Source organism: Aquisalibacillus elongatus (assembly GCF_003843875.1).
GTDB lineage: Bacteria > Bacillota > Bacilli > Bacillales > Alkalibacillaceae > Aquisalibacillus > Aquisalibacillus elongatus.
Genome location: NZ_RKRF01000015.1, coordinates 45019 through 64513, shown reverse-complemented (window position 1 = coordinate 64513; position 19495 = coordinate 45019). Strand labels below are relative to the sequence as shown.

The window sequence follows — 19495 nt, the reverse complement described above, 5'->3', positions numbered from 1 at the left end:
CCTAATGCTTAAAATGTCTTGCGCCCGTTAACACCATTGTGATGCCATACTCATTACACTTCTGAATCGAGTCTTCATCTCGAATCGATCCACCCGGTTGAATAATCGCCCGGACTCCTGCTTGGTGTGCGACTTCAACTGTATCGGGCATTGGGAAAAAGGCATCTGATGCCATGATCGCACCATGTGCGTGATCACTTGCTTGTTCGATCGCAATTTTAGCTGCTCCGACACGATTCATTTGCCCAGCACCAACGCCGATGCTTTGCTCTCCTTTTGCTAAAACAATCGCATTCGATTTCACGTGTTTAATCACGTTCCAAGCAAACTTTAAGTCAGACCACTCTTCATCGGTCGGCTCTCGCTCCGTTACGACTTCTAAATCAGATTCTAGGAGCAGATGGCGATCTTCATCTTGAATCAAAACACCCCCACTGACGGTTTTCAATTGTTCTTCAGGCTCATTTAAATAGATTGGCATTTCTAATAATCGAATGTTTTTCTTTTTAGTTAATTGATTAAGGGCATCTTCTGTATAGCTTGGTGCTATGATAATTTCTAAGAAAATTGAACTTAACGCCTCAGCGAGTGTTTGATCCACAGGACGATTCACCGCTACAATGCCGCCAAAGATGGACACTGGGTCTCCCTCATAAGCGCGCTCGTATGCTTCTAGAATATTCTGACCTACGCCAACACCGCATGGGTTCATATGTTTGACAGCGACCGCCGCTGGCTGTTTGAAGTCTTTGACAATCGTTAACGCTGCATCAGCATCTTGAATATTGTTATAAGATAATTCTTTTCCATGTAATTGACGCGCCTCAGTAATAGACGAAGCAGATGCAAATGGTTTTTTATAAAACGCAGCTTCTTGATGAGGGTTTTCTCCGTAGCGTAACGTTTGCTTTAATTCATACGTGACGGTTTTAGTCTCAGGATAAGCTTCATCTGTCTGTTCCGTTAAATACTCAGCCACTAAGGCATCATAGTGTGCGGTATGCCTGAACACTTTAGCCGCTAAGTCCCGCTTCAACTCTAATGATGGCACGCCTTCTTCTAAAGCTTCAATTACTTTAGAATAATCATTAGGGTCGACTATTACCGTGACATCCTGATGGTTTTTAGCAGCAGATCTTAACATCGTCGGCCCACCGATATCGATGTTTTCAATCGCTTCATCGAATAACACGTCTTCTTTTGCAATCGTTTCCTTAAATGGGTAAAGGTTCACGACGACATAATCAATCGGTTGAATATCTAACTCATTTAGTTCTGCTTGATGTTGTTCATTGTTCCTCTTAGCTAACAATCCACCGTGTACATTCGGATGTAAGGTTTTTACTCGACCATCTAAAATTTCAGGAAAGTTTGTCACTTCAGAAATGCTTGTGACAGGAACACCCGCTTCTTCTAGCACTTTCTTCGTCCCACCAGTTGAAATTAATTCAATCCCGTGGTCGACAAAAGCTTTAGCAAGTTCTAATAATCCTGTTTTATCAGATACGCTCAGTAAGGCTCGTTTTGACAAATAACTCATCCTTTCTTACCATTTGTTCAATCGTTTCTGGGTATAATCGGTGTTCGATTTTTTGTATTTTTTCTTTCAACGTGTCATATGTATCTGCCGGCTCGATCGGAATAGACTCTTGTGAAATAATCGGACCTGTATCCATTCCTTCATCTACGTAATGAATCGTCACGCCGGTTTGACTCGCACCTACGTCTATTGCGTTCTCGATCGCATGTAGACCTGGAAATAACGGTAATAGCGATGGATGAATATTGATAATTCGGTTCTGATAAGGCTGTAGTAGCGTTTCACCTACTAATCGCATATATCCGGCTAATACGACGAGGTCCACTCGATGTCGGATAAGCAAGGCTAGAATATCGGCTTCATACGACCGTTTATCTGGATAATGAGAAGGTTCGTAAACTTGAGCTTCTATTCCTAGCTGTTCAGCTCTATTTAAAGCATAAGCTTCAGGTCGATCAGAGAAAAGCAACACGACTTCATAAGCATCACTCCACACAGAAGCTTTTGCGATGGCTTCAAAGTTAGAACCACTCCCTGAGGCAAATATGGCAATTCGTTTCATATTCGTTCCCCCTCTACTAACTGAATCCCATCTTGATTAGTGACTTCTCCAATGACGTAAGCTTCATCAAGTAATGTCATGATCTGATCCACATCTTGAGAATCAACCGCTAAGACCATACCAATCCCCATGTTAAAAACTCGGTATAAATCGTCCTTCTCTAATTGGCCATGTTCTTGTAAAAAAGGGAAGATTTTTGGTGTGGGATATACATTCGTATGTATGGTCGCGCCTACTCCATCTGGTAACATGCGTGGAATATTTTCATAAAAACCGCCCCCTGTAATATGAGCCGCACCCTTAATTAATCCTTTTAATGCGATTATGTCTTTAACATAAATCATCGTTGGCGTTAACAGTTCTTCACCTAACGTTTGATTAAAAGGCGAATAAACTTTGTTAAGGTCGAGCTGTTGATCGTAAATGATTTTTCGAACGAGCGAAAAACCATTGCTATGGACACCTGATGATGGAAGTCCGATTAGCTTGTCACCGGATTTGATTTGGTCATTTGTGATGAGCTCACTTTTTTCACACGCGCCTACGGCAAAACCAGCGACATCATACTCATCTTCATCATACAACCCTGGCATCTCAGCTGTTTCACCACCAATTAGCCCACACCCTGCTTCTTCACACCCATCGGCAATTCCTTTAACAATGGATTCAATGACATCAGGACGAGAAACCCCTATTCCAATATAGTCCAGAAAATAAAGTGGCTCAGCGCCTTGAACGACGATATCATTGACACACATAGCAACGGCATCCATTCCAATAGTGTCATGACGGTCTAATTCAAAAGCCAATTTTAGTTTAGTTCCAACGCCATCAGTGCCAGAAATTAAGACAGGTTCTTTTAAGTTAAGATGGGACAAATCAAACATACCACCGAAACTGCCGAAGGACCCCATAACGCCCGTTCGGTGAGTTCGCTTAACATGAGATGACATACGTTCAACTGCTTCATAACCCGCTTCTAAATTGACACCTGACTCTTGATAAGCTTTTGACATTAAGACCTCGCTCCTATCATCTGCTCTTTTTGATGAGGTGGAATCGATTGATCATACAAATCTGTTGGATAATTCCCTGTAAAACATGCTAAACAGTGGCCACAATTCGGGCTTTGATCTTGTCTGTCGACCGCCTCGATCATAGAATCAATCGGTAGAAATGAGATAGAATCAGCTCCTATTTTCTCTCCTATTTCTTCAACGGTGTGATTGGCTGCAATTAACTCACCACTCGTTGACGTATCGATTCCGTAAAAACAAGGGTGCGTAATCGGGGGTGAACTGATGCGAACGTGAACTTCCTTTGCGCCCGCTTCTTTTAACATACGAACAATTCGTTTCGACGTTGTGCCTCTTACAATAGAATCATCCACCATAACAACGCGCTTTCCTTCTACAATCTTTCTCACAGCTGATAGCTTCATCTGAACGCCACGCTCCCGTAGCTCCTGAGATGGCTGAATAAACGTTCTTCCAACGTATCGATTTTTAATTAACCCAAGCTCATACGGAATATTTGAGGCCTCGGCATAACCAATTGCAGCTGAAATACTAGAATCAGGCACACCCGTAACAACATCCGCTTCAACGGGTGCAACACTAGCTAACGTTTTACCTAAACGTTTACGAACACTGTGAATGTTATCCCCATCTACATTGCTATCCGGTCGTGCGAAGTAGACATATTCCATCGTACAAATCGACCGGTCTTTAGGCTGTTGAAATCGATCAACATGAACGCCTTCTTCGTTTATGACTAATAACTCTCCAGGTTTAACTTCTCTTAAATATTCAGCTCCTACAACGTCAAATGCACACGTTTCAGAAGCAAGAGCATAAGCATCTCCGACTTTTCCAAGCGAGAGTGGCCGCATACCTCTTGGGTCTAGCGCGGCGATTAACTGGTGTTCATCTAACATGACCATCGCAAAAGCACCTTCTAACTCATTTAACGCATGTTTGACTCGGTCAATAATAGGCTTTTTTCCTTGTCGCTTAATTAAATGCGCAATCACTTCAGTATCTGATGTGGTTTGAAAAATGCTTCCGGTCTCTTCTAATTCCTGACGAAGCTTGGATGCGTTCACTAAATTACCGTTATGAGCCAGAGCTAAGGAACCCGTACTTGACCTAAAATATAACGGCTGAATATTTTCATACGTCTTGCCTCCAGCCGTCGAATAACGAACATGACCAATAGCTGAGTGCCCTACTAAACGGCTGAGTTGTTCTTCATCTAACACGTCTGTGACTAAGCCTTCACCTTTTGACTGTTTCAGTTCTTCTCCATCAGATACGACAACACCAGCCCCTTCTTGACCTCTGTGTTGCAGAGCATGTAGTCCGTAATAAGTCATGTGGCCCGCCTGCGTGTGACCGAATACGCCAAAGATCCCGCACTCTTCATTTAAGCCTTTGATTTCACCAAACATGGAATAGCTCCTTTCCACCTATCGATTAACTGATCTACCTTTTGCTGAATAATCGTCTCGCCGTTAAACTGAATGTTGAACCTTCCATTATTCGTAACGACACCGACTCGCGTTGCGTCTACGTTAGCTTCAAACTCACTCACGTCTTCAGGTTTAACAGTTACAATAAAACGCGATTGAGTTTCGCTAAATAGCTCCACAAAGTTCTTACCTCGTAATCCAACGTTCATGCCAAAATTGGTTGTCATAACTTTTTCAGCAAGAGCAACAGCCAACCCGCCTTCTGAGACATCATGAGCGGATGCGACTAATCCATTTTGAATAGCTTTAAGCAAGTTTTGCTGTCTTGTTTTTTCCTGCATAATATCTAGTTCAGGAGCTTCTCCTTCGTATGATCCTTGTAATAGTTTTTGCACTTCACTACCACCAACTTCATGCGTTGTCTCGCCGATCACATATACGAGATCGCCTGGTTCTTTTACATGAAGAGTTGTAATGTGATCTAGCTGATGGATCAACCCAACCATACCAATGACCGGTGTCGGGAATACACTTTGACCATTCGTTTCGTTATAAAGTGAGACATTACCACTAATGACAGGCGTTTGTAACGTCTCACAAGCGTTCGCCATACCGTCTGTTGCCTGTTCCATCATCCAAAATACCTCAGGATTATCTGGATTTCCAAAATTTAAGCAATCTGTAATGGCAACTGGATCAGCTCCGGAGCAGACAATATTACGTGCGGCTTCTGCTACCGCTATTTGGCCACCTTGGTAAGGGTCCAGGTGTAAATATCTTGAGTTACAATCGGTCGTCATCGCAATCGCTTTGTCTGTCCCTTTCACTCTTATAATCGCGGCATCGGAACCTGGCTGAACCACCGTATTCGTCTGAACTTGATAATCATATTGTCGGTATACCCATTCCTTACTCGCAATCGTTGGCTGTTGCAAAAGTTTAATCAAAACATCTTCAGGATCCTCAATACGAAGTGGTTGAGTGTTTGTATTAAATGACGGTTTTTCAGACGGTAAATCATAAACGGGTGCATCTTCTGCTAGTGCATCAACTGGGACATCCGTTACAACGTCACCTTGATGGATTAAACGGAAACGATGATCGTCTGTTACCTGGCCAACTTCAACCGCATTCAAATCGTACTGAGACACCACCTCTTTGATCTCATCTTCACGACCTTGTTGAACGACGACTAACATACGCTCTTGCGATTCAGATAACATCATTTCATAAGGAGTCATGCCCGTTTCACGCTGCGGGGCTAAATCTAAATTAAGCTCTATACCGGTTCCAGCCTTACTGGCCATCTCACTAGCTGATGACGTTAACCCTGCTGCTCCCATGTCTTGTATACCAATAAGAGCGTCACTTTTGATAATGTCTAGCGTTGCTTCGATTAACAATTTCTCCATAAACGGATCACCGACTTGAACGGCTGGGCGGTCTTCTGCTGATTCATCTGTTAATTCTTCAGATGCAAACGTTGCACCATGAATGCCGTCTCGACCTGTTGCTGACCCTATGTACATCACTGTGTTGCCAATTCCTTTTGCCTGACCGACTTGTATATCTTCATGCTTCATTAAGCCGACACACATGGCGTTAACTAAAGGATTTCCCTTGTAACAATCATCAAACTGAATCTCACCACCGACCGTTGGGATGCCAACACAATTACCGTATCCCGCTATTCCTGCCACTACTTCTTCAAACAAGTACTTCGTTCGCGGATGGTCCAATTCACCGAAGCGAAGGGAATTTAATAGCGCCACTGGACGAGCTCCCATTGAAAACACATCACGGATAATCCCACCAACACCTGTTGCCGCCCCTTGATAAGGCTCTATGGCCGATGGGTGATTATGACTTTCAATTTTAAACGCAACCGCTAATTCATCACCGATATCAATGATTCCGGCACCTTCACCAGGACCTTGTAGTACACGTGCGCCCTGAGTCGGGAACTTACTTAGGAGTGGCTTAGATTTTTTATAACTACAATGCTCACTCCACATCACAGAAAAAATTCCTGTTTCAGTATAATTTGGTGTTCTCTCAATTAATTGCTCGATTCGTTCGAACTCTGCATCCGTTAGCCCCATGTCAACATAAAGCTTCTGTTCCTTAATCTCACTTGGACTTGGCTCAAGAAGTAATGGCATGTGTCTCCCTCCAATTCACTAAGATTGATCGAAATAGCTTTAATCCATCGTCTGTTCCGAGAATCTCCTCTACGGCTCTCTCTGGGTGTGGCATCATGCCTAACACATTGCCCTCCTTATTCACGATTCCTGCAATATCTGCTTTAGAGCCGTTAGGATTATCAGCATAGCGGAACACAATTTGATCATGCGCTTCGAGATCCTTTAATGTCTCATCATCACAATCATAGTTTCCTTCAGCGTGAGCAATCGGCAATTCAATACGCTCAAACTGTTCATATTCACTCGTGAAGATCGTTTCACTTTGTTCAACGATGAGCGGTGTGGTATCGCACACGAATTTCAACTCATGATTCCGTTTCATCGCACCATTTAGCAAACCCGCTTCAAGTAAAATTTGAAACCCATTGCACACGCCTAAAACTGGCTTGCCTTCTGAAGCAAAATCTTTAATTGCATTAACTATTGGACTTACACTAGCAATGGCTCCGGACCGTAAATAATCGCCATAGGAAAAACCGCCTGGTAACAGCACCGCATCAAATTGTGATAGATCACTAGAATGATGGGAAACATACTCTACTTCCTCACCTAAAACACCTTGGATGGCATAAAACATGTCTGAATCGCAATTCGAACCCGGAAATACGACGACGGCAAACTTCATACCGAGATGACCTCCTCTGTTTCGTAGCGATAGTCCTCAATGACCGGATTCGCTAGCAATTGTTCGCACATCTCTTGGATTTGGTGATCCGTTGCCTCATCTTCATTCAAATAGAATTCCATGTACTTACCGACCCTCATGTCACGCACACCTTGAAAATTTTTCGCTTGTAATGCCTGCTCAATTGCCTTTCCTTGTGGGTCTAGCACCCCTTCTTTTAACGTGACGTACACTTTGACCTTAATCATGAGCCCCAACTCCCTTTAAGCGATTTAATATCGTGCGATACGCCTCATCCACCTGACCTAAATCCTGCCTAAAAACATCTTTATCTAGCTTTTCATTAGTGTGTCGATCCCACAGCCGGCAAGTATCTGGCGAAATCTCATCTGCTAACAACAAATTGCCGTTGCTATCTTCACCGAACTCTAGCTTGAAATCTATTATTTTTATGTCACAACGACCGAACTCTTCTAACAAAATATCATTCACTTTAAGCGCTAGATCTTTCAACTGTTGTATCTCTTCTTCTGTCACTAGATTTAACAGTTTAATATGATCTTCATTAATCAGCGGGTCGCCAAGGTCATCATCTTTGTAGTAAAACTCAACGATTGGAAACATTAATGCCTTGCCTTCCTCAAACCCTAACCGCTTAGATAAGCTTCCAGCTGCCACATTACGAACGACAACTTCAATCGGTATAATGTCAGTATGTTTTACGAGTTGCTCTGTCTCACCAAGTTGCTTTACCCAATGGTTGCAAACGCCCGCTTCATTCAAGCGTTCAAATAATAAAGAAGTAATTTGATTATTTAAAGTCCCTTTGCCGTGTTGATCTGATTTTTTCTCTCCGTTAAAGGCGGTTAAATCATCTTTATACTCGACAATCAACTCATCTGGGGTGTTTGATTCATACAAACGTTTCGCTTTTCCTTCGTAACGTAATGGACCTTTTTGCAACTTCAGAAGCCTCCTTAATTTAAACCGACCTTCTCAAAAATAGCGTCGACATTTTTCAAATGATAAGTAGGGTCAAAACAATCATCTAATTCGCTTTCTGATAGCTGTTCTTGAATCTCTGGGTGTTGTCTGACTAATTCAGGGAACGACGTTTGTTCCTCCCATGCTTGCATCGCTAGTGGCTGCACGAGATCGTATGCTTTCTCACGCGATAGTCCTTTATCAATTAAAGACAATAAAACGCGTTGCGAGAAAATCAAGCCGAATGTCCGGTCCATATTGCGTTTCATATTGTCTTCATAAACCGTCAGTTTCTCGATAATCGTTGAAAAACGATTGAGCATATAATTTACCGCAATGGTCGCATCTGGTAAAATGACGCGTTCAGCTGAAGAATGCGAAATATCACGTTCGTGCCATAGCGGAACATTTTCGTATGCCGTCGTCATGTAACCTCGTACGACACGCGCCATCCCAGCCATATTTTCTGATCCAATCGGGTTTCGTTTGTGCGGCATAGCGGAAGAACCTTTTTGGCCTTTAGCGAAAAACTCTTCTACTTCACGCGTTTCACTCTTTTGCAGTCCACGAACTTCAACCGCCATTTTTTCAATTGACGTTGCGATCAAGGCTAATGTCGATACATAATGCGCATGTCGATCACGTTGTAAGGTTTGAGTTGAGATCGGTGCCGGTTTTAAGCCAAGGTTTTCACAGACATATTGCTCGATGAACGGATCGATATTCGCATACGTCCCGACTGCTCCCGACATTTTTCCATACCCAATCGTCTCTGCTGCTGCATCAAAACGTTCTAAGTTTCGATTCATTTCTTCATAAAATAAGGCCATTTTGAGCCCAAACGTGGTCGGCTCAGCGTGAACACCATGCGTACGCCCCATCATGACCGTATATTTATGTTCTTTCGCCTTCTCTTTTAAAACATCAATGAAACGCAATAAGTCTTTGCGAATTAGATCATTTGCCTGTTTAATTAAATAGCCAAGTGCCGTATCGACCACATCGGTTGACGTGAGCCCGTAATGCACCCACTTCTTCTCATCACCAAGCGTCTCAGACACGGCGCGTGTGAATGCTACGACATCGTGACGCGTTTCAGCTTCAATTTCTTTAATTCGATTCACATCAAACGATGCGTTTTTACGAATGGCTTGAGCATCTTCCTTTGGGATCACCCCTAACTCAGCCCACGCTTCACAAGCTAGTATCTCAACTTCTAACCAGGCCTGATATTTATTTTCTTCTGTCCAAATTTGACCCATTTCTTCTCGTGTATAACGTTCAATCATTATGACTGCCTCCATATCTCTAAATCTCTAGTTTGTTGTAATAAGCCTTTTGTATGGTATCCTAGGAAATTGACATGACCCATTTTACGTTTTGGTTTCACTTCTGATTTGCCATATAAGTGTAGTTTAGCATTTGAAACATCTGGAATACGCAACACTACTTCCTGCAAATGTTCACCTAATACATTCATCATGACGACCGATGTGTTTAGCTTCGGCTTTCCTAATGGTGTACCAATTAACGCCCTTATATGTTGTTCAAATTGATTAGTTTCACAAGCATCAATCGTATAATGGCCGGAATTATGTGGTCTAGGTGCTACTTCATTAATGTAAATGTCTCCTTCTTGCGTCAAAAACATTTCGACCCCAAGCGTCCCTACCATATCCATCGACTCTGCCAATTGTTCAGCCGCTTTTTTCGCCTTATCTTGAATGGTAGGTACCACTCTTGCTGGAACAATTGATTGTAATAATATATGGTTAACATGTATATTCTCCGCAACTGGAAAGGATCTCACCTCACCAAGGGTGTTCCTATTAACGATGACGGATAGTTCTTTTTCAAACGGTAAAAATTGTTCTAAAATACAAGGACCTTTTTCTAAAACTTCAATCGCTTGAGCTAAATCTAATTCTTCGTATAATATTTGCTGACCTTTACCGTCATAGCCGCCGCGTCTAGTTTTTAACACGCAAGGATACCCTATCGATTGCGTTGCGCGTTTTAACTCATCGATGTTTTCAACAAGCTCATATGTAACCACTTTAGCTCCGCTTTCTTCAATCGCCTTTTTCTCAAAAGCACGGTCTTGAGAAATTCGGATTAACTCACTTCCTTGTGGTACATAACCATGCTCAACTAAATACTCACACACACCGACATCAATGCTTTCAAATTCATAAGTGACGACGTCGGATTCTTGTAATAACTTTTTGGCTGCTTCTAAATCATTGTAAGCTGCAGTAATCTCAACATCAGCCACTTGCCCTGTTGGTGAGTTTGGCGTTGGGTCTAAAACAGCTATTCGATACCCCATCTGTTTCGCAGAAATCGCCATCATGCGCCCTAATTGGCCACCGCCTATAATTCCAATTGTTTGACCTGGATCAATACGTTTTACCATGTTTGTAACTCCTCATTTGATTGATGGACCTTTTCTTCCATTTGATGCTGTTTATCGAGTAAACGTAGGTGAAGATCTTCATCAAATACCGCTAATTGTCTGGCTGCTAAGAGACCTGCATTGGTAGCACCTGAACTCCCAATCGCAACAGTTGCTACCGGGACGCCGCCTGGCATTTGAACGATGGATAACAACGAGTCTAGACCTTTTAACGCTTTGGATTGTACTGGAACACCAATCACAGGCAGTGATGTTTTCGATGCTACCATCCCTGGTAGATGGGCAGCCCCACCAGCTCCCGCAATGATGACCTTTAACCCTCTTTCTTTTGCGTTTTCAGCGTAATGAAACATTTTATCCGGGGTTCTGTGTGCAGAGACTACTTCTTTTTCATACGGAATGTCTAGCTCATCTAGTACATGACATGCATGCTTCATTGTCTCCCAATCTGATGTACTTCCCATAATGATACCTATTTGTGGTTTCATCCAATCCCTCCTCAAAACAAAACAGACTGCTTCCCCATGAGGAAAGCAGTCTGGACATACGTATCCCTAATAAACGTCATAAGTTCAGAATACTTCCCTCATAGTCCAGTTGTTTACGGCAACCGGGTAGAGACTTTTGGGCCATATTCCCAATATTATATGAGGGTTTATTATTTGACTGTTCGTTTTTACAATTACATTATAACACCTTAAAATGATTCATCAACCACTTTTTAATAAATTCCGAAATTAAATTAAAATATCAACCTGAATGTTCGGATTTTACTCATAATCGACTTGTTTCAAATACAAACCATAACCAGGTGCTGTTAAACCAAGCACTCGACGATCTAAGGTGCCAAAGGCTTCCTGTATACAGGCTTTATCCTTTTTCCCTAATCCAATATGAATTAATGTCCCGACAATGATCCGAACCATATGCGTTAGGAAACCATCTCCTGTGACATCAAAATAAATTCGATTGTCCTGCTTCTGCACTTCAATTCGTTCAATCGTCCGGATTTTATCCCCTTTGACATTCGTTTTAGACGCAGCAAATGCTGTAAAATCATGTGTACCCTTAATTAGTTCAGCCGCTTCTTTCATTCTTTCCACATCAACGGAATGTGGGATATGCCACTCATAATTCCGTCTAAATGGATCATGCTCTTTTTGATTCAACACGATATAACGATACGTTTTTCGCGTTGAGTCTTTTCTTGCATGAAACTGAGCGGTAACCTTTTGTGCAGATTTTACACGAATATCTTTCGGTAGTAAAGTCGTTAAAGCATGTTTCCAAGTAGGTTCATCTAATTGTAGCGCTGTATCGAAATGAATGACTTGATCCAATGCATGTACGCCAGAATCTGTTCGACCGGATGAATGAATGCGTACATCCGATTGGTGCATTTTTTTAAGTGCTTTTTCAATTTCGAGTTGTACCGTGCGCTGATTCACCTGGACCTGAAAACCCGCGAAATATGTCCCATCATATTCAATTCGAAGCATGATTCTTTCCATGTAAATCCCCTCATGTTCCTGTCATAAAAAAGACAGCAAAAACTGTTATAACAAATAAACCAATTATATAATCTAGCCCTGTAAATTTTAATTCACGAAATTTCGTTCTGTTATATGCCCCTTGGTAACCTCTTGCATCCATCGCAACCGCTAAATCTTCAGCACGTCTAAAAGCATTTATAAATAGCGGAATAAATAGAGGCAGAACAGCCTTGGCGCGATCCTTCAATGTTCCCGTTTTAAAATCTAACCCCCGTGAAGCTTGGGCCTTTGTAATTTTGTCCATTTCCTGCATCAAGGTTGGTATAAAACGTAGTGAGATTGACATCATCATTGCAAGTTCATGTACAGGTAACTTTAACTTTTTAAACGGACCCAATAAAGTCTCAACAGCATCCGTAATCGCAATTGGTGTTGTCGTTAACGTTAACACCGTTGTCATTAAAATTAATAAAAAGAAACGCAATGATATTTCTATTGCTTTTATAATCGCTCCATCGTATAAACCGAATCCTAGAACAGATATAAACATATCACCTTGTCTGGTGAAAATTAGGTGCAAAATAAACGTGAACACCATAATCCACCATACAGGTTTCAAGCCTTTAGCAATAAACTTAAACGGAATTTGGATTAAATAAGTACTCAGAAATGCTAAAGCTAGCAAAATCCCGTATCCTAACGCAGAGTCAGCGGCAAAGATAACAATCACATAACTAAAGACAATGATTAATTTTGTTCTCGGGTCTAGTTGGTGTATCCATGATATTTTAGGAACGTATTGACCAATGATGAATGAATTCACGACTTCTCACCTACTTTGATGATCTCATCGGCTAATTCTATTGCACTTTGGTCGTTATAGTTAATGCTTACACCTATTTGGTCTTTGAGTTCATCTAGAAATTTAAGCACACTCGGCTTGTTTAAACTCGTTTGAGCTAGAAGTTCTTTGTTCCTAAATAACGCTTTAGGTGCCGCTGGACCCATTAACTTACCCTCATGAAATACAATAACGTTGTCTGCGTAAGTTAACACTTCTGTCATATCATGTGTGATCCAAACAACCGTCATTTGTTTTTCTACTTGCAAGGACTTAAATAAGTTCATAATTTGTTGCTTTCCAGCTGGATCAAGACCTGCTGTAGGTTCATCTAATATTAAGACCTTGGGCTCTAACACTAACACACTCGCGATGGCCACTCGACGTTTTTGGCCGCCACTGAGTTCAAATGGCGATTTTTCTAGCACTTCATTTGGAAGCCCTACCATATTGAAGATTTCATTTAATCGACTGTCTGATACTTCTAGACCAAAATTACGAGGCCCAAATAACAACTCTTGCCTCACGTTTTCCTCAAATAATTGATGCTCTGGATATTGAAACACCATTCCAACCTGTTGGCGCAACTTTTTAATTGACTTTAAGCCGTCTTGAGTTATCGTGAAGTCTCCAACCTCAACACTGCCCTCGGTTGGATAATAGAGTCCATTCACATGTTGGATAAACGTCGATTTACCTGAACCTGTTTGTCCAATAACTGCCGTCATCGTGCCTGAAGAGATAGAGGTGCTAACGTTATGTAAGGCATGATGTTCAAAGGGTGTTCCTTTTTGATATGTAAAACTTACTTGGTTGAATGATATGTCCATATTTGATTCACCAATTCTTCTTCATTTTTCGGCAAGTATTTGATTGGGTAGCCTCTCTCTTTTAAGGCAACCGTTAACTCTAATAAAAACGGCAACTCTAACCCGAATTCTTTGATTCTTTCACTTTGACTAAGCGAACCGTTAAACCCTATTTCTCCATCATTTAATATTATCACTCGATCTGCCCAAGCCGCTTCTTGCACATCATGTGTGATCATCACTGTTGTTATATGTTGTTGCTTGCGAATTTGTTGTATCGTCTCAAGTAACTGTAGTTTACCTGTTGGATCTAACATTGTCGTCGCTTCATCTAACACAATCACATTCGGTCTCATCGCTAAAATGCCAGCGATAGCTAAGCGCTGTTTCTGCCCACCAGACAAATGAAATGGCTCGGTCAGATGCATATCCGGTAACCCCAACAAACGCAGGGATTCATCAGCTCTTTCCTTCATCTGTTCACGTGGTAGACCGATATTTTCTAACCCAAATACGACATCATCTATAACCGATGTTCCGACAAACTGATTCTCTGGATTTTGAAAAACCATCCCAACGTGTCGTCGAATATCCCAAACAGACTCTTCGTTCAATTCAAGGCCATTAATTCGAATATCCCCATAAGTTGGTGTAAGTAAGCCATTCATATGTTTCGCTAAAGTAGACTTTCCTGATCCATTCCGTCCCAAGATCGCCACCCATTCACCTTCATGAATTGAGAAATTGATATGTTTTAAGGCATAATCTGACTGGTTCGGATAATGATATGAAACATCGTTAAATTCAATCACGAATTTTGTCCCCTTTTGTATTTCCACGGAAATAGAATCAAGGTTTATTTTATCATATATAGCTACCGATTGTTAAACCACCAATAATTAAAGTTGACAATTAGTTGAGAGAAAGTTTTTAAGGTTTTCTATCGGATTTACGTCTCCAACTACCGGAATGTGCTCATTAACTACCGGATTCAGAGGCTCTACTAGCGGATTAGAAAATTAAATCATAAAAAAAGGGAACAGTCCCATCGCGTGGAATCTGAACCCCCTTCCTTTGAATGAATCATTCAATTAGTCAACTAATTCAATAATCACCGTTTTTGCTCCGTCACCTTTACGTTCACCAAGCTTTAAGATGCGAGTGTAACCGCCTTGGCGTTCTTCGAAACGAGGAGCAATATCAGAGAATAATTTTTGTAAAGCATTCTGTGAACCTTCTTCATCAACTTCCACATCGCGTAAGTAAGAAGCTGCTTGACGGCGAGCATGAAGGTCACCGCGCTTACCTAACGTAATCAGCTTTTCTACAACTGGGCGAAGCGTTTTAGCTTTAGCTTCAGTTGTTTCAAGACGTTCATGAACGATTAAGTCTGTTGCAAGATTACGTAGAAGCGCCTGACGTTGTTCAGTTGTACGGCCTAACTTCGTTTTTGCCATTCTCAAAACCTCCTTTGTCGGAAAATCTAGCGTTGCAGATGATTAGTCGTCTTTACGCAGTCCTAGGTTTAAGTCATTCAATTTATGCTTAACCTCATCTAGTGATTTACGTCCAAGGTTACGAACTTTCATCATGTCTTCTTCGGATTTTTGTGTTAGTTCATGTACCGTATTAATGCCGGCACGTTTTAGACAGTTGTAAGAGCGAACAGATAGATCTAACTCTTCAATTGTCATTTCTAACACTTTTTCCTTTTGGTCTTCTTCTTTTTCAACCATAATCTCCGCTTGTTGTGCTTCATCCGTCAGACTAACAAACACATTTAAGTGTTCTGTGAAAATCTTCGCACCTAAAGAAATAGCATCTTCAGGACGAATGCTTCCATCAGTCGTGACGTCGAGAGTCAATTTATCAAAATTTGTAACTTGCCCGATGCGTGTGTTTTCAACTTGATACGTTACACGTTGAACTGGTGTGAAGATTGAATCTATAGGGATAACACCTATTGGCTGTTCATCATGTTTGTTGGCTTCAGCTGGGCGGTAACCGCGTCCGCGCTCAGCAAAAATCTTCATGTTTAATTTACCGTTTCCTGAAATCGTTGCAATTTTCAAGTCGGGGTTTAATATTTCAACATCGCTATCGTGTTGAATGTCACGAGCAAATACTTCCCCTTCTCCTTGAGCATTTAATTCTAATGTCTTTTGATCATCAGAGTAAATTTTTAATGCAAGCTGCTTTAAGTTCATGACTACAGTAGTTACGTCTTCAACGACATAATCCAATGTAGAGAACTCGTGTAAAGCACCTTCAATTTGTACTGATGTGACTGCTGCTCCTGGAAGCGAGGATAGTAAGATACGACGCAAGGAGTTACCTACTGTTGTACCATAACCGCGCTCTAACGGTTCGATGACAAACTTTCCGAACGTAGTATCTTCATTAATTTCAATTGTTTCCACTTTCGGTTTTTCAATTTCAATCATTCACAAAACCCTCCTTCAAAACGTCGAAACTCGACGATACGAGCCGTATCCCCGAAAATTCCTCAAGCAGGAAACCCATGTGTATCATGGGAGGAACCTGCACTACCGTGTAAACCTTATTATACTATCATATCCCATTATAGACAGGGTGACAAATTATATACCTAATTAAACACGACGACGTTTTGGTGGGCGGCAACCATTGTGTGGTACAGGTGTCACATCAATAATTGACGTGATTTCTAGACCTGCAGCCTGTAACGAACGAATCGCTGCTTCACGGCCAGCTCCTGGACCTTTAACAGCTACTTCGATGGATTGCATGCCGCTCTCTTGTGCTGTTTTCGCCGCAACTTCTGATGCCATCTGTGCTGCGAAAGGTGTTGACTTACGAGAACCTCTGAAGCCTAAAGCTCCAGCACTGCTCCAAGCTAGTGCATTACCATTAGTGTCTGTGATCGTTACGATTGTGTTGTTAAAAGTAGAGCGAATGTGCGCAACGCCAGACTCTATATTCTTTTTCACACGACGCTTTCTGCGCGCCTGTTGTTGTTTACCCTTACGAGCCATGATTTAGCTTACCTCCTTTAAATCTTTATTTTCTCTTGTTCGCAACTGTACGACGTGGGCCTTTACGTGTACGAGAGTTGTTCTTTGTCTTCTGTCCACGTGTTGGTAGGCCACGACGGTGACGAATACCTCTGTAACTACCGATTTCGATTAAACGCTTAATGTTTAAAGATGTTTCACGACGAAGGTCACCCTCAACCGTGTATTTATCTATCTCTTTACGGATGCTTGATAGTTCATCTTCTGTAAGATCACGTACACGTGTCTCAACAGATACACCAGCATCTTCAACAATTTGTTTTGCTCTTGATTTTCCGATACCGTAAATATACGTTAACGCAATAGAAATACGTTTTTCACGTGGAATATCAATACCTGCAATACGTGCCATCTGTTAAACGCACCTCCTTTAATTATCCTTGTTTTTGCTTGTGTTTAGGGTTTTCGCAAATTACCATTACTCGGCCATTACGACGAATTACCTTACATTTTTCACACATCTTTTTGACTGAAGGTCTTACTTTCATTGTTCTTACCTCCTTTTAGATCGGAGTTGTATTACTTATAACGATACGTGATTCGACCTCTTGATAGGTCATACGGTGACATCTCAACGGTCACTTTATCACCAGGTAGAATACGGATGAAATGCATACGTATTTTACCAGAAACATGAGCTAAAATCTCATGTCCGTTTTCTAATTTTACTTTAAACATTGCGTTCGGTAATGTTTCGAGGACTGTGCCTTCCATTTCAATTACATCATCTTTCGCCATAGAGAGAATCTCCCTTCTTCCAATCTGCTAACTGCTCGTTAACAAACTTTGATATTGCGAAGCGAAGTTTACCATTGGTTACGCGACCAGTTTCTAAAATGCTATTTTCAACTTCCGGAGAAATATAGTCTAATAAATCGACATGATGAATGTTTTTGCGTTTTGGTCGATCAAATTTACGTTTATCGCCATCAGCCAATAAAACAAATGATTCATCAACCACATCGACGATCACCGCATATTGATCGGCCTCGCGCCCACGATTGATTCTTACTAATTGACCTATCCTGGGACTACTCGACTCACTATCCAATCATCATCACCTTCACTTAAACTTTCGTTAAAATTTCGTAACCATCATCAGTTACAGCGATTGTATGCTCAAAGTGTGCACAGTTGCTTCCGTCTTCAGTCACAACTGTCCAGTTATCACTTAATGTCCGAACATAACGTTCCCCTAAATTAACCATAGGTTCAATGGCTAATACCATACCTTTTTTCATTCTTGGACCTTTGTTTGCTGGTCCAAAATTGGAGATATGAGGATCTTCATGAAGGTCTTGCCCTATTCCATGTCCTCCGTACTCTCTTACGATTGTATAGCCAAATGGTTCTACATATTGTTGTATAGCGTGAGAAATATCAGACAAACGGTTTCCAGGTATAACCTGATTTAATCCTTCAAAAAGCGATTGCTCTGTTACATCAAGAAGTTTCTGTGTATCTTCGTCGATGTCTCCAACCGGATAAGTCCAGGCTGAATCTCCATGATAGCCTTGATAATTAGCACCAATATCGATGCTTATAATATCTCCATCATTTAACGCTCGATCACTTGGAATTCCATGTACTAATTCCTCGTTAACTGAAACACAAATGCTACCGCTAAAGCCATTATAGCCTTTAAACGAAGGTGTAGCATCCATGCTACGGATAAATTGATCAGCAACTTGGTCAAGCTCTTTCGTGGTTACACCTGGTTTAATGTGCTTTTGAAGCTCTTGATGTGTGAGTGCAACAATTTTACCTGCCTGTCGCATTAATTCAATTTCTCTTGGCGTTTTATTAATTATCATTAAACAAGGCCTCCGATTTTATCATCGATCTCTTGGAAAACAACATCGATATCTTGATCGCCATCCACCTCAACTAAGTAACCTTTATCATCATAGAAGTCTAGTAGAGGCTTCATCTGTTCAGAGTTAACGCTCAAACGGTTTTTGACTGTTTCAGGCTGATCATCTTCGCGTTGGATTAACTGTGCCCCATCATTGTCACAGACCCCATCTTGTTTTGGAGGATTGAATTCAACGTGGTAGGTCGCACCGCACTCAGGGCAAATACGACGTCCTGTTAAACGATCCACTAACTTTTCTTCGGGTACGTTGACATGAAGGACATAATCCAATTTTGTATTTAAATCTCCTAATAAGGACTCTAATGCTTCTGCTTGTGCTACCGTACGAGGGAAGCCATCTAATAAGAAGCCTTTTTCACAATCAGGTTTGCTTAGGCGTTCCTTTACAATCCCAATTGTGACCTCATCCGGTACAAGTGCGCCGTCATCCATATAGGACTTTGCTTTTTTTCCAAGTTCTGTTCCTTCTTTAATCGCAGAACGGAACATATCTCCAGTTGAGATATGAGGGATTTCATACTTTTCTACGATTTTCTCTGCTTGGGTTCCCTTACCAGCACCTGGTAAGCCCATTAAAATCAGATTCATAACTTTCCCCTCGCTCTCATCATAACATCTAGGG

24 protein-coding genes and 1 riboswitch are annotated in these 19495 nt (G+C 41.5%); all 24 genes read right to left on the bottom strand.

Annotation, left to right across the window (positions count from 1 at the left end; all coding sequences use genetic code 11):
- Position 1: 1 nt before the first annotated feature.
- The 24 genes from purH to EDC24_RS14855 all read right to left on the bottom strand — a co-directional run bounded on the left by purH (position 2) and on the right by EDC24_RS14855 (position 19461).
- Entirely contained in the window at positions 2-1531 is a 1530-nt protein-coding gene (purH, locus tag EDC24_RS14970) for a bifunctional phosphoribosylaminoimidazolecarboxamide formyltransferase/IMP cyclohydrolase (RefSeq protein WP_245998215.1), read from the bottom strand.
- Positions 1500-2102: a phosphoribosylglycinamide formyltransferase gene (gene purN, locus EDC24_RS14965; protein ID WP_124223986.1), complete on the bottom strand. Its 603-nt coding sequence runs from the start codon at positions 2100-2102 to the stop codon at positions 1500-1502. The genes purH and purN overlap by 32 nt, the downstream gene beginning before the upstream one ends.
- A complete protein-coding gene (gene purM / locus EDC24_RS14960; RefSeq protein ID WP_124223984.1) occupies positions 2099-3118 on the bottom strand; it encodes a phosphoribosylformylglycinamidine cyclo-ligase in 1020 nt (339 codons plus the stop codon). Before purM ends, purN begins: the two co-directional genes overlap by 4 nt.
- Positions 3118-4551, bottom strand: coding sequence for an amidophosphoribosyltransferase (gene purF / locus EDC24_RS14955; protein WP_124223982.1), 1434 nt, complete (start codon positions 4549-4551; stop codon positions 3118-3120). Before purF ends, purM begins: the two co-directional genes overlap by 1 nt.
- Positions 4527-6734, bottom strand: a complete 2208-nt coding sequence (gene purL, locus EDC24_RS14950) for a phosphoribosylformylglycinamidine synthase subunit PurL (RefSeq protein WP_124223980.1) — start codon at positions 6732-6734, stop codon at positions 4527-4529. The genes purF and purL overlap by 25 nt, the downstream gene beginning before the upstream one ends.
- Positions 6718-7401, bottom strand: coding sequence for a phosphoribosylformylglycinamidine synthase subunit PurQ (gene purQ / locus EDC24_RS14945; RefSeq protein ID WP_124223978.1), 684 nt, complete (start codon positions 7399-7401; stop codon positions 6718-6720). Before purQ ends, purL begins: the two co-directional genes overlap by 17 nt.
- Positions 7398-7649, bottom strand: coding sequence for a phosphoribosylformylglycinamidine synthase subunit PurS (gene purS, locus EDC24_RS14940; protein ID WP_124223976.1), 252 nt, complete (start codon positions 7647-7649; stop codon positions 7398-7400). Before purS ends, purQ begins: the two co-directional genes overlap by 4 nt.
- The gene (purC, locus tag EDC24_RS14935) at positions 7642-8364 is read right to left on the bottom strand and encodes a phosphoribosylaminoimidazolesuccinocarboxamide synthase (RefSeq protein WP_124223974.1); all 723 of its coding nucleotides are present in this window, start codon (positions 8362-8364) and stop codon (positions 7642-7644) included. The genes purS and purC overlap by 8 nt, the downstream gene beginning before the upstream one ends.
- 14 nt (positions 8365-8378) lie before the next feature.
- The gene (gene purB / locus EDC24_RS14930; RefSeq protein WP_124223972.1) at positions 8379-9674 is read right to left on the bottom strand and encodes an adenylosuccinate lyase; all 1296 of its coding nucleotides are present in this window, start codon (positions 9672-9674) and stop codon (positions 8379-8381) included.
- Positions 9674-10801: a 5-(carboxyamino)imidazole ribonucleotide synthase gene (purK, locus tag EDC24_RS14925; RefSeq protein WP_124223969.1), complete on the bottom strand. Its 1128-nt coding sequence runs from the start codon at positions 10799-10801 to the stop codon at positions 9674-9676. The genes purB and purK overlap by 1 nt, the downstream gene beginning before the upstream one ends.
- Positions 10795-11289 carry a 5-(carboxyamino)imidazole ribonucleotide mutase gene (purE, locus tag EDC24_RS14920; protein WP_124223967.1) on the bottom strand — a complete coding sequence of 165 codons (495 nt, stop codon included), beginning with the start codon at positions 11287-11289 and terminating at the stop codon, positions 10795-10797. The genes purK and purE overlap by 7 nt, the downstream gene beginning before the upstream one ends.
- Positions 11290-11370: 81 nt before the next feature.
- Positions 11371-11472: riboswitch (purine riboswitch) on the bottom strand.
- A gap of 99 nt (positions 11473-11571) precedes the next feature.
- The gene (gene truA, locus EDC24_RS14915) at positions 11572-12312 is read right to left on the bottom strand and encodes a tRNA pseudouridine(38-40) synthase TruA (protein WP_124223965.1); all 741 of its coding nucleotides are present in this window, start codon (positions 12310-12312) and stop codon (positions 11572-11574) included.
- Between the two features lie 10 nt (positions 12313-12322).
- Positions 12323-13117, bottom strand: coding sequence for an energy-coupling factor transporter transmembrane component T family protein (locus tag EDC24_RS14910; protein ID WP_124223963.1), 795 nt, complete (start codon positions 13115-13117; stop codon positions 12323-12325).
- Positions 13114-13965 carry an energy-coupling factor transporter ATPase gene (locus EDC24_RS14905; protein WP_124223961.1) on the bottom strand — a complete coding sequence of 284 codons (852 nt, stop codon included), beginning with the start codon at positions 13963-13965 and terminating at the stop codon, positions 13114-13116. The genes EDC24_RS14910 and EDC24_RS14905 overlap by 4 nt, the downstream gene beginning before the upstream one ends.
- Positions 13941-14756 (bottom strand): energy-coupling factor transporter ATPase, encoded by an 816-nt coding sequence (locus EDC24_RS14900; protein ID WP_124223959.1) that lies wholly within the window; start codon positions 14754-14756, stop codon positions 13941-13943. Before EDC24_RS14900 ends, EDC24_RS14905 begins: the two co-directional genes overlap by 25 nt.
- 279 nt (positions 14757-15035) lie before the next feature.
- Positions 15036-15401, bottom strand: a complete 366-nt coding sequence (gene rplQ, locus EDC24_RS14895) for a 50S ribosomal protein L17 (protein ID WP_124223957.1) — start codon at positions 15399-15401, stop codon at positions 15036-15038.
- A gap of 42 nt (positions 15402-15443) precedes the next feature.
- On the bottom strand, positions 15444-16388 hold the full coding sequence (locus EDC24_RS14890) for a DNA-directed RNA polymerase subunit alpha (RefSeq protein WP_124223956.1): 945 nt from the start codon (positions 16386-16388) through the stop codon (positions 15444-15446).
- Between the two features lie 168 nt (positions 16389-16556).
- Complete coding sequence (gene rpsK, locus EDC24_RS14885; protein WP_124223954.1) at positions 16557-16958, bottom strand: 30S ribosomal protein S11; 402 nt, start codon at positions 16956-16958, stop codon at positions 16557-16559.
- Between the two features lie 25 nt (positions 16959-16983).
- Positions 16984-17349 (bottom strand): 30S ribosomal protein S13, encoded by a 366-nt coding sequence (gene rpsM, locus EDC24_RS14880; RefSeq protein WP_124223952.1) that lies wholly within the window; start codon positions 17347-17349, stop codon positions 16984-16986.
- Between the two features lie 22 nt (positions 17350-17371).
- Complete coding sequence (gene rpmJ / locus EDC24_RS14875) at positions 17372-17485, bottom strand: 50S ribosomal protein L36 (RefSeq protein WP_124223950.1); 114 nt, start codon at positions 17483-17485, stop codon at positions 17372-17374.
- 31 nt (positions 17486-17516) lie between these two features.
- The gene (infA, locus tag EDC24_RS14870) at positions 17517-17735 is read right to left on the bottom strand and encodes a translation initiation factor IF-1 (RefSeq protein ID WP_124223948.1); all 219 of its coding nucleotides are present in this window, start codon (positions 17733-17735) and stop codon (positions 17517-17519) included.
- Positions 17722-18048: a KOW domain-containing RNA-binding protein gene (locus EDC24_RS14865; RefSeq protein ID WP_124223946.1), complete on the bottom strand. Its 327-nt coding sequence runs from the start codon at positions 18046-18048 to the stop codon at positions 17722-17724. The genes infA and EDC24_RS14865 overlap by 14 nt, the downstream gene beginning before the upstream one ends.
- A 16-nt stretch (positions 18049-18064) precedes the next feature.
- A complete protein-coding gene (gene map / locus EDC24_RS14860; protein ID WP_124223944.1) occupies positions 18065-18811 on the bottom strand; it encodes a type I methionyl aminopeptidase in 747 nt (248 codons plus the stop codon).
- Complete coding sequence (locus EDC24_RS14855; RefSeq protein WP_124223942.1) at positions 18811-19461, bottom strand: adenylate kinase; 651 nt, start codon at positions 19459-19461, stop codon at positions 18811-18813. Before EDC24_RS14855 ends, map begins: the two co-directional genes overlap by 1 nt.
- Between the last annotated feature and the right edge of the window lie 34 nt (positions 19462-19495).

Excerpts from the sequence above, each read along its gene's own strand:
- purN (WP_124223986.1), bottom strand. The coding sequence starts at position 2,102 with ATGAAACGAATTGCCATATTTGCCTCAGGGAGTGGTTCTAACTTTGAA.
- infA (WP_124223948.1), bottom strand. The coding sequence starts at position 17,735 with ATGGCGAAAGATGATGTAATTGAAATGGAAGGCACAGTCCTCGAAACA.
- EDC24_RS14890 (WP_124223956.1), bottom strand. The coding sequence starts at position 16,388 with ATGATTGAAATTGAAAAACCGAAAGTGGAAACAATTGAAATTAATGAA.
- purE (WP_124223967.1), bottom strand. The coding sequence starts at position 11,289 with ATGAAACCACAAATAGGTATCATTATGGGAAGTACATCAGATTGGGAG.
- purK (WP_124223969.1), bottom strand. The coding sequence starts at position 10,801 with ATGGTAAAACGTATTGATCCAGGTCAAACAATTGGAATTATAGGCGGT.
- truA (WP_124223965.1), bottom strand. The coding sequence starts at position 12,312 with ATGGAAAGAATCATGCTTCGAATTGAATATGATGGGACATATTTCGCG.
- rpsM (WP_124223952.1), bottom strand. The coding sequence starts at position 17,349 with ATGGCACGTATTGCAGGTATTGATATTCCACGTGAAAAACGTATTTCT.
- purL (WP_124223980.1), bottom strand. The coding sequence starts at position 6,734 with ATGCCATTACTTCTTGAGCCAAGTCCAAGTGAGATTAAGGAACAGAAG.
- EDC24_RS14905 (WP_124223961.1), bottom strand. The coding sequence starts at position 13,965 with ATGGACATATCATTCAACCAAGTAAGTTTTACATATCAAAAAGGAACA.
- EDC24_RS14855 (WP_124223942.1), bottom strand. The coding sequence starts at position 19,461 with ATGAATCTGATTTTAATGGGCTTACCAGGTGCTGGTAAGGGAACCCAA.
- purS (WP_124223976.1), bottom strand. The coding sequence starts at position 7,649 with ATGATTAAGGTCAAAGTGTACGTCACGTTAAAAGAAGGGGTGCTAGAC.
- rplQ (WP_124223957.1), bottom strand. The coding sequence starts at position 15,401 with ATGGCAAAAACGAAGTTAGGCCGTACAACTGAACAACGTCAGGCGCTT.
- rpmJ (WP_124223950.1), bottom strand. The coding sequence starts at position 17,485 with ATGAAAGTAAGACCTTCAGTCAAAAAGATGTGTGAAAAATGTAAGGTA.
- purB (WP_124223972.1), bottom strand. The coding sequence starts at position 9,674 with ATGATTGAACGTTATACACGAGAAGAAATGGGTCAAATTTGGACAGAA.
- rpsK (WP_124223954.1), bottom strand. The coding sequence starts at position 16,958 with ATGGCTCGTAAGGGTAAACAACAACAGGCGCGCAGAAAGCGTCGTGTG.
- purM (WP_124223984.1), bottom strand. The coding sequence starts at position 3,118 with ATGTCAAAAGCTTATCAAGAGTCAGGTGTCAATTTAGAAGCGGGTTAT.
- map (WP_124223944.1), bottom strand. The coding sequence starts at position 18,811 with ATGATAATTAATAAAACGCCAAGAGAAATTGAATTAATGCGACAGGCA.
- purQ (WP_124223978.1), bottom strand. The coding sequence starts at position 7,401 with ATGAAGTTTGCCGTCGTCGTATTTCCGGGTTCGAATTGCGATTCAGAC.
- purF (WP_124223982.1), bottom strand. The coding sequence starts at position 4,551 with ATGTTTGGTGAAATCAAAGGCTTAAATGAAGAGTGCGGGATCTTTGGC.